General features: G+C 54.3%; 8 protein-coding genes. 7 read left to right on the top strand and 1 reads right to left on the bottom strand.

What is annotated here, in order from left to right; genetic code table 11:
- Positions 1–52 precede the first annotated feature (52 nt).
- On the bottom strand, positions 53–766 hold the full coding sequence (locus HMPREF2605_RS00055) for a hypothetical protein (RefSeq protein WP_070846600.1): 714 nt from the start codon (positions 764–766) through the stop codon (positions 53–55).
- 257 nt (positions 767–1,023) lie between these two features.
- On the opposite strand from HMPREF2605_RS00055, the gene HMPREF2605_RS00050 reads away from it, so the two are divergent.
- From HMPREF2605_RS00050 to HMPREF2605_RS00020, 7 genes are all read left to right on the top strand, one after another.
- Entirely contained in the window at positions 1,024–1,257 is a 234-nt protein-coding gene (locus HMPREF2605_RS00050) for a hypothetical protein (RefSeq protein WP_070687775.1), read from the top strand.
- Positions 1,251–2,294 (top strand): conjugal transfer protein, encoded by a 1,044-nt coding sequence (locus HMPREF2605_RS00045; RefSeq protein WP_141762251.1) that lies wholly within the window; start codon positions 1,251–1,253, stop codon positions 2,292–2,294. The genes HMPREF2605_RS00050 and HMPREF2605_RS00045 overlap by 7 nt, the downstream gene beginning before the upstream one ends.
- 43 nt (positions 2,295–2,337) lie before the next feature.
- The gene (locus HMPREF2605_RS00040) at positions 2,338–2,619 is read left to right on the top strand and encodes a hypothetical protein (RefSeq protein WP_070846598.1); all 282 of its coding nucleotides are present in this window, start codon (positions 2,338–2,340) and stop codon (positions 2,617–2,619) included.
- Between the two features lie 54 nt (positions 2,620–2,673).
- Positions 2,674–3,300, top strand: coding sequence for a hypothetical protein (locus HMPREF2605_RS00035; RefSeq protein WP_168167575.1), 627 nt, complete (start codon positions 2,674–2,676; stop codon positions 3,298–3,300).
- Positions 3,301–3,325: 25 nt separating this feature from the next.
- The gene (locus HMPREF2605_RS00030) at positions 3,326–5,986 is read left to right on the top strand and encodes an ATP-binding protein (RefSeq protein ID WP_070846596.1); all 2,661 of its coding nucleotides are present in this window, start codon (positions 3,326–3,328) and stop codon (positions 5,984–5,986) included.
- Positions 5,987–6,033: 47 nt separating this feature from the next.
- Positions 6,034–8,061, top strand: a complete 2,028-nt coding sequence (locus HMPREF2605_RS00025) for a hypothetical protein (RefSeq protein WP_070846595.1) — start codon at positions 6,034–6,036, stop codon at positions 8,059–8,061.
- 143 nt (positions 8,062–8,204) lie between these two features.
- Positions 8,205–8,705, top strand: a complete 501-nt coding sequence (locus HMPREF2605_RS00020) for a hypothetical protein (RefSeq protein WP_141762250.1) — start codon at positions 8,205–8,207, stop codon at positions 8,703–8,705.
- Positions 8,706–9,695 lie beyond the last annotated feature (990 nt).

The raw sequence follows: 9,695 nt of genomic DNA, 5'->3' as shown, positions 1-9,695 counted from the left end.
TGTTCACTAATATGTGCACCTTTTGTGCATAAGGAACCCACCTGACCTGTTTTTACGCCAAATTCAGGCCATCACGCACACGATTACGCACACGACGCACACGACATTCCAAAGCCTTAGCAGAGCAACCCTCACGCTGCGCGAGCGCGGCGGCGTCGGTGTAGTAGGCGATGAGCAGGTCGGATTCTTCGGCGGTGATGATGCCTGCGTTGAGGGCGTCGCCGAGGAGGCGGTCTACGGCTTCGGTGGCTGCGGTGTGGTTGGTGGTGGTGTCGTTGAAGGTGTGGGGGGTGTGGTGGGTGGTGGGGTCTTCGGTGTTGATGGGGTGTGTGTAGGTGTCTTTGAGGCGGGTGACGATGCGTAGGAGGCGGTAGAAGAGGGTGCCGCGTACTTTTTCGGTGCGGTGGGTGGGGTATTTGCGGATGGCTTCGAGGGCGGCGCCTGCCAGGATGCTGAAGGCGTCTTCAGCTTCGCCTCGGTGGGTGAGGATTTGCATGATGGCGTTTTGGCGGCTCAGGCGCAGGATCCAGGGGATGGTGGACTGGGTGAGGATGCGTTCCATGATGGTGTCGCCGGTGAGTGCGCGGGTGATGGCTTCGTGCCAGATGGCGTCTTGTGCGGGGCCGGGTGCGGTGGTGAGCAGCAGGTGCAGGACGTCGGCGGCGAGCATGGGTGCGTCCTGGAAGAGGGCCATCTGGCCGCTGGTGGTGGTCCAGTCTCGGTTGAGGGTGTCGATGATGGTGGTGTTCATCAGGGGGGTGGTCATGGTGGTCTCCTCAGTGAGGTGTGGTGTGTGGTGGTTTCCTTTCTTCTAGTAGGCAAAAGTGGGTCTGTAGTTTTGGCTGGGTTTGGGGTGGGTGGTGTCTGGTGGTGGGTCTGGTGTTGGTGGGTGTTTTGGCTTGTCGGTGGGGTTTTTAAATTTTTTTTGTTTTTTTGGGGTGTGGGTGAGGTGTGTGGGGGTTTGTTGGGTGCCTTTATTGGTGTGACTGTTAGTTTTTGCACCTGTTGAGTTAGGACCTGTTGATGCCCGCTTCGGATGACGTTTTGGCCCGTAGTTTGGATGATTTGTCGGCGATGGCGGCTGGTGAGGATGCTCTGGTTGAGCGGATTATTGATTTGCTTGATCGGCCGTTTAGTCAGTCTGCGCAGCAGGCTGCTGCTGCGTTTTTGGCTAGTGATGAGTTGCGGCGTGCTAATGCTGCGGCGAAGCGGGTGATGAGTGGTTCTGATGAGGAAGGTGAGGTGTCGGAGTGCTAAAGAATCTTTTGCGGCGTGAGCATCAGGATGTTGATGATGTTCAGGATCAGCCGGTTCAGGTGCCTGAGAAGGAGCCTGTGAAGAAGGGCTTGGGTGCTCTGTTTGGTCAGAAGAAGCCGAGGGGGGAGTCGGAGGGTACTCCGTTGGATCCTCCTGTTGGTGGTACTGCTGCGAGCAGGTTTTTGACTTACGGCATCATGGGGTGCGCGTACGGGTCGGTGTGTTTGGCGTTGTTTATGGCGTGCACGGCGATGGGTGCGGCTTCTGAGGCTCAGGAGTCTGCGCAGGCTTCTCGTCCTGAGGCGGTTTCGGAGCTGAATATTACTGACACTAGTGCTGAGGCGAAGGCTGTTGGTTATGTGCAGGCGTGGTTGGAGGCGACGAATACTGAGCATGCCACGTTGGATACGTATGTGACTGTTCCGGTGAATTCTCAGGCTCCGACGGAGGCGCGTGGTTTACGGGCTGCTGGGTTCACGAAGTCTGGTGATTTGGTGACTGTGCGTGTGACCGGGGATGTGAAGACGACTGTTGCCTCTGCTGTGCAGGGTGAGGAGCCTAAGAGTATGTGGGTTCAGCGCTGGTGGCAGGTGGTGCTTCGGACGGATACCTCGTCTGGGACTTTGTCGGTGGTGGGTCTTCCTGCTCCGATTGCTGCTCCCGGTGCGGTGGCGGCTGATACGACGTTTGAGTATCCGAAGCAGGTTGGTGATCCTGCGGCTCGGGCTGCGGTGCAGGAGTTCTTGACCGCTTACTTGGCAGGCTCCGGTGAGGTGAGCCGGTACACCGCCCCGGGTAGCACCATTGCGGCTGTGAGCCCGGCACCGTATTCGAAGGTTTTGGTGCAGAGTCTGAACGCCACCGATGAGATGTCGGCTAAGACGGCGGGCAAGGACGGTACCGAGGTTCAGGTGCTGGTGACGGTTCAGCTTGATCAAGGCGCTTCGTCTCAGACGTCCACTTACTTTTTGACCATGGCTTCCCGTGCAGGGAGGTGGGAGGTCAAAAGCATTGATGCGACACCGAAAATTTCCTAACTAAACCAACCCAATTATTTGATGTATCTGAAAGGAAGATTCCATGGAACTCTTCACTCTTGCTCTTGCAAACCTGCCTTTGGGCGCGGCTGACTTCTTCAGCTGGGTCTCTAACACTACTGCCAAGGCTGACGTTGCCATCAAGGCCGTGATTACCACTGTTGCTATCGGCTTCGTTGGTTACATGGTTTTCAAGAATGGCTTCACTATCCCTAAGGCTATTGGTGCCGGTGCTGTTGCTGCTGTCATCTACTGGCTGATCATGATGAACGGCATCGTGACCATCGCAGGTTGGTTCGACACCTTCACTAAGGGCGGCGCTTAAAAGGCGTACCCGCTACGCCTGCCACAACACCCACACCCCCTCTAACGAAAGCGAGTGCATCTGATGAAGAATCTTGATGATGACGTGTACGTCGGCAAATTCTTCACCCGTGCGATGAAGATCCCCATGATGGTGGGTCGTCTTATCGACGGTACCCGCCTGTGGGGTGGCCCCTATACGGTGCCGCAGCTCATTGCAGGGTTTATTGCGTTGTTGGTGTTGTGGCAGGCGTTCGCCTGGTTCTTCTCCACAGGCTTCATTCTCACTGATGCCATCTTGGTTGTCTTCGGCGCCTGGGGAGTTGCCTATATGACGGGCCGACTCCCAGAGTCCCGCCGCAATCTCTTCAACGTGATGACCTCGGCGGCGTCAGCGACTACTGCTTCTAAAACCGGTCTCTACCGGGGTGTCCCTTTCAAAATTCAGCAGCCCAAACTACCCCGCCCGTTCAAAACTGAGCAGCAATGCCAACAGATTGCTGAAAAGAGACGGCTAGAGAAGATGCGAGCGCTAGAGCGGCTGGATTCTTTACACGGGTCATCTGTTACCGCACCTGCACGTCCAGTCACCACTACTTCCCGCGCTTCTTCCGGTGCGGCTGCACCGCAGGCTACAGGCCAAGGTGTTGTCCGTAAATCTACGCTGGAGAGCATTCTTGCGGCCCGAAACACTACCCCTTAACGAAGTACAGAGATAGAGAAACATTATGGCAGCTTCCACTCGTAAGAATCCCCTTCTGTGGGGTCGAGAGAATATTTTTGTCACTCAGCACGGTGTTGCGCATGCGATTTTTGCGTTGACTGGTCTGCCGTATGGTTACGCGTTGACTGATGATAAGGTGGCCGCTCGTGCTGCGCATCAGAGTCTTTTTCAGGGTTTGCGTGGTGAATATACTATCTATTCTTTTGTGGCTGATACTGATCCGGTCAGTATCTATAAGTCGATGATTGATGGTATTGATTTGGGTGAGAATCCTGGGTGGGCGAATGAAGCGAGGCTTACTTTGGAGAAGCTTGAGCGTGTTCCTTCTGGTGAGCGTTTGTATTTCATTACGGTTCCGCTTTCTACGTGGTCTCAGCCGATTAATCGTTTTAAGGATGCGGTGTGGGCGGCTCATCAGCCGGTTCAGTCTCATTTGGGGTTGCCGGTGACGACTCCGTCGGAGGCGATGTTTGGTCGGTGGAAGCGTCGGGCGCGTGAGTTGTCGATGCGTATTCCGTCGGTGTTTCGTCCGGTGCCGGTGTCGATGAAGGCGATTCAGTGGATTTGGGATCATTCCCAGATGCGCGGTATTGGTGATGAGGCGCCGTATCCGTCGGATGCGAAGATTACTTCTGCGAATCGTGCGGATTTGTGGACTAATTTGCGGTCGTTGCCGGAGCCTTTGTTGGATGAGGGTGGCATGTCTGATCTTGAGGGTGCGGCTGCTCGTATGGAGGCGTTTAAGCGTCGCTATTTGAAGGTTGAGCATCCTGATGCTGCGCCGACGTATCAGACGCAGATGATTATGTCTTCTACTCCGGTGGGTGGTTTTACGTTCCCTGGTGGTGAGTTTTTGGAGGTCATTAATCGTCTGCCGGTGGACTGTGAGTTTGTGTTGCGTATTAATGTGCAGTCGAAGACTCAGGCGGCTCGAGATAGTGCCGCTAGTGAGAAGAATATTGCGGACCAGTATTTTCAGCATGATGGTTCTGGTCGGATGATTTCTGGTGGCCTGTCGAAGTTGGCTCAGTCTACGAAGCTGTTGGAGGAGTTTACGGAGAATCTGAATGCTTCTGACCGTGAGGTGAAGGTGAATGCGTCGCTGATTTTTTCGGTCAGTGGTGATTCTCCGGAGCTGGTGGAGGAGAAGGCTCTGCTGGTGCAGGATTTTTATGCTTCGAATGAGTTTTTGTTGGATGCTCCGGTGGGAGATCAGCGTAGCTTGTGGTGGGATATGTTGCCGGGCACGGTTGCTTCCACTATTACGAATGAGCTGACTCAGGTGACGACTGGTTTTGATTTCAGTATTGGTGTTCCTTTGGTGGAGACCCAGCTGGGTGAGGAGCGGGGGTTCTTGATTGCTGAGAATCTGTCCTCTGGTCGTAATACGCCGGTGTATATGGATCCTGGTGCGAACGCTGAGGCAGATATGTCTGGTTCCTTTGGTGCTGTTGGTGAGCTGGGTTCGGGTAAGTCTGCATTCTTGAAGACGGTGGCTGCTCACACGATTAATCGTGGTGGTCAGGTGCTGGCGGTGGATAACTCTGAGAACAAGGAATGGGCTGCGTTGGCGCAGGCGATGACCAATACGGTGATTATGGAGTTTAAGAGTCCCCGTTTTTCTCTGGATCCGTTGCGTGTTGCTGCTGCTTCGGCTGAGGTCGTTGAACGTGTGATGCGTGAGATGGGTGAGGATGAAGAGGACATTAGGAAGCGTGTGAAGGAAGTGAAGAACGAAGGTAAGAAGCAGGTGTTGGACCTGTTTTCGATGTTGTTCTCCATGAATTCCAGTAGCCCGGTTGGTCTGATTATTAGCCGTCTTCTGAGTGAGGATAATAACCCGTATTTCCATGAGATTACCTCGGTGTCGAAGCTACGTGATGCGTTGGCTACCGGTAGGGGAGTGCCTGAGCATTTGGCGAAGGAAGCGAGGAATACGGCGTTGATGCTCGATACGGTTGCTGATAGTAGCTATGTCGGGTACCTCTTCGATGATTCGTTGCCTCTGTTGGATATGGATGCTCCGGCGATTATCTTTGCGACCCATGGTCTTGATTTGCCGTCTGAGAGTGATTTGTCCACTGCTGAGATGCGTCAGCAGATGACGCTGACGAAGAAGATTGCGTATATGACGTATGGTCATGTGGCTGCGACGGCGTATTCGATTGCTACTCGTGATGATCGTCGTGATTCTTTGTTCTTGGTGGATGAGGCGGCGCACCTGACTGCTTCTCCGGAGGCGTGTCACCGTGTTGAGGAGATGATTCGTCGTGGCCGTAAGCATAAGGCGGCGATTGGTTTGGGTTCTCACTCTGCACGAGATTTCGGTACAGAGGTGATTCAGGGTCTGATTCCGCATCGTTTCTTGTTCCGTACTGGTGATGCGAAGTTGGCGAATGTGAACCTGTCGTGGCTTCAGGAAGGCTATGACGTGGTTGAGTACCGTGAGTTGCTGGCTGGTTTGTCGCCGAAGGATGATCTAGAGCGTCGTGGTGAATGCGTTTACCGTGATGTGAACTCTCGTATCGGCAAGATCAAGATTCAGTTGCCGTTGGACCCGAAGACTCGTAAGGCGACGCTGACGACTCCTCCGAAGAAGAGGAACCTGGTAGCTCAGCAGCAGAAGGCGCAGTCCTCTGGTGCCGCTGCCATGGTTGGGGTCTAGCTCTTAGGTCCCTTTTTTGGACTGTAGTTATTGATTGGATTTTTCTCATGATTTCGTTTTTGAGGCAGTATCAGAGCCCTACCGCTGTCTTGGTGCAGTGGTGGTGCTTCTTTGCTGCGCGCCGCCCGCGCACTGCTTTGGCGCTGAAGGTCATGGGATTGTATTTGATCTTGGCGGCAGTGACGGACCCTGTGGTGCATGCGGATGAGGCGAAGAAAAGTAGCGGTGGAGATGCTTTCACCCTGTTTCTGGATACCTCGAACCTGAAGGATAAAGAGGGTATCGAGCTCAACCGCTACTCCACGTTGCCGTTGGACCGTGGTGATGCCTTCACCTTCAACAAAACGATTATTGCGAACATCGTGGATTTCATGTGGGGTATGCACTACGGCATGGTCAGTCTGGCGCTGTCTTTGTTGCATTATGTGTTGTCCTTCGAGTGGCTGGATTGGTTGCTCTCGCCGTTTATGTTCATCGGCTCCCAGGTGGCTCCGCTGATGGAGCGTATGCACATTCAGCCGCTGATTCTCACCCTGGCAGCTTCAGTCTTCAGTGTTGCGTTCTTCATGATGCGTCGCCGTGGTGCGGCGTTGGCAGAGTTGGCGATTATCTTGGCGGTTGTCTCGCTTATTTCTGGTTCTGCTCTGGCTAATCCGACCGCTAAACTTCGTGAGCATACAGGTGATGACGGATCTAAACAGACTGGCTGGCTGCTGAATTCGACCACGTGGGCTTCGGATATTGCCTCTGAAATTTATCTGCACGATAAGAAGAAGGAGCAGGTTGAGGCCAGTGGTATGGGGCAGGGTCTGACGAATCAGAAGCCCCAGGACATCATTACCCGTTCTCTGGGGTCGGTGCTGGTGCGTGAACCGTACCAGGTTGTTGCCTTCGGCCAGAACCTGGATGGTAAATGCAAAAACGAGTTCAACTCGATGGTCCGAGACAAGGACTACAAGGACGTGGCCAGCAATGATCGCCGTGATGCTATCACCAGCTCTGGCGGATGTAGCGATACGAAAAAATGGGTCGATAACCCTGATTTGTATCGCGCTGTCCTGCTGGCGACATACACGTTAGGTGCCTTAGCTCCGCTGTTTCTGGTTGCTGTCTTTATCGTCCTGATTTTCAAGTCAGTGTTTGATGCGTGCGTGAATGCTCTGCTGGCTACCGTCTACGCCTGGTACGCCATGCTGCCGATGGTCGATAGGAAGAAGTTCTTCCACCGTGCAGTAGGCACCTTCTTCGCTTGCCTTCAGGTGGGCGTACTCATCGGCGTGCTGATTTTGTACCTGTATATTCTGGAGCAGTTCTACGATGCGACCGTGAAATGGGCACCCATTTTGCGCAGTATCGTCATGGCGGTGCTGATCTTCCTCCTTGCGAAAAAGAGCTGGGAATTCTTCCGTGATCGCGGCCTGGACGGTAGTGGTCTGGCGGAGCGTTTGTCTCGGATGGGTTTGAAGGGTTCTTCTGGTGCGGCGATGCCGGTGCGGTTTGCTGGTGCGCCTGCCGCGTTTTCTTCGCATGCGGTTTCTGCTCCGAGTATCGGCGGCGGTTCTGGTGCTGGTGGTGCGGTCTCTGGCATGGGTGGTGCCGGTGGCGCTAAAGCGGCTGGTACCGCTGCTGGCGGCTCTAGGAAGTCGAAGCTGTTGGCTCCGATTCGTTCCTTCAGGGCGAAGCAGCAGCCTGCGTATGCCGCTTCGGGTGTGCCGCAGAATCATGCAGCAATGCGCCAGTATATGGGTCCGGCAACGACGAAGCACTACCGTTCGGCAAGGAATTTGAGTCGTAAGGGTAGGGCGTTAAAGTACGCCGGTACTGCGGTGGCTTTGGTTCCGGGTGGTTTTGCTCCCGGTATTGGCATGCGTATCACTGGTGCTGCGATGCAGCACCGAGGTGAGCATCGTATGCGTAAGGTGGAGAGCGAGTACGCTTACCCGACGTTCTCGGTGTATGACCAGTTGCGTCAGTCCGAGGAGGATTTGCGTAGGCGTAAGGAGCAAGAAGAGCAGGCTGAGCGTGAGCAGAAGGAGAAGAAAAAGAAGAAGAGGAAGAAAGATAAGAAGGACTAGGTAGGTCTTTTTCTGGTTCTTTCTTGAGAGTGCGGGTCTGGCAGGTGTCTGTCGGGCCCGCATTTTCACTACCCCCCTTTTCGTATATGTGTACTAGAGATATATACTTAGAACCACATTCACCGACAAGAAAGACCACCACGATGACCCCCGTTCTTGAATCCATAACCTCAACGTTGTGCACCACGTTGCGAGCGCGCTTACGTGCTGCGGTGCAGAAGGTTCGCATTCGTGGTGAGGAGGGGTCTGCGCAGTCGGTTTTGCTGATGGTTTTGGTGCCTGCTTTCCTGTTTGCCATGGGTGTTTTGTTGGTGGATATGGGGGCGAAGAATTCGGCGCAGTCGCAGGCTACTGGTGCTGCTCAGTCGGTGGCGCGTATTGTGGTGGCGGCCGGTGCTGGTGATTATGGAAATGTTGATCAGGGGCGCATGATTTCTGAGGGTAATCAGGCGCTGAATGCATTGGGTATGACCGGCAGTATTTCGATTGATGCGGCAACTGGTACGGTGACGGTTCGGGCGTGCAAGAGTGCTCCGACGAAGTTTGCGTCTTTGGTGGGTGTGAATGAGGTGCGTGGTTGTTCAGAGGCGAATGCGCAGATGTATACTTTGGGCAACGACGGACAGAAGATCAAACTGTCGTAGTCGTGTGGTTGTGACAGCGTGCCATGTTTCCCGGTGATTTTAGGAGATGTGGCACGCAGTCCTTTTTTGTGCCCCAAAATTTTTTAAAGCCCTGCAGTGGTTTCTGCGGGGCTTTTTTCGTGCAGATGGGGAATCTATCGTCTTTGGCGTAAAAGTGGCTTAGAGGTGCCTTCTGGGGCTTCTGGTGCGGGGTTTTGGTGGTGTTTGTCGGGCTTGAGGGGGTGTGGCGTGGTGTTGGTGGGGTGGATGTTGGCGTCATCGCCTGCGTCTAAACCTGTCACACTCTAAAAAGCCGCTAGATGGCTGCCTGCCGGGCGAAAAAGTAAAAAACGTCGGATTACCCACTTGAGGCATGAAAAGCTCTTACAGGGCCCATAGAGAGCCTCTAGGGATGGTTTACGTCTTTAGGGCGATACCCCAGAAGCAATCCTGGGCTTTGAAAAGTCACACCCCATTGGCTGCGTGCCCGCACCCGCAGCACATGCGCCCGCGATTAAGAACAGAACGCCCGCACGCTTAAAAACTCAAGCCAATCGTAAGCATTTTAAGAACCAAAGAATTCAGGAAAAGGTGAGCAGATATCTGAATCACCGACTCAGGTGAGCACACCGACCTGAAGCCCAACGATCGAAAGTGAGTGGTTGTCGTCCTGGAGCGCATCGAGCGAAGCGAGAGAGCACCAGGGCTTGACACCACGAACGAAGATCGTTGGGCCTTCGGGGGGAGGGGGTTTGGGGGAACCCCGCGAGAGGGGTTCCCCCAACAGTCCGAGCGATAGCGAGGTCCTTGGGCCGCCGCACGGCGGCATAGCCATGGGGGAGGGGGCGCGGCGACTGAGCAGCCCCATTTAGGAAATAATCATTTAGGAAATAATCATTTAGGGGGGCACAAAATGCACTGTGCGCAAATATGGGTTTGACATGGCATTATGATGCATTTTTCGGCCTCTTTTTTTGAAGGTATTGGGTACGAAATGTCCCCCCTATTGGG

This window comes from Rothia sp. HMSC065C03, from assembly GCF_001837295.1.
In the GTDB taxonomy this organism is placed as follows: Bacteria; Actinomycetota; Actinomycetes; order Actinomycetales; family Micrococcaceae; genus Rothia.
This window is presented reverse-complemented; position numbering and strand designations above follow the sequence as displayed.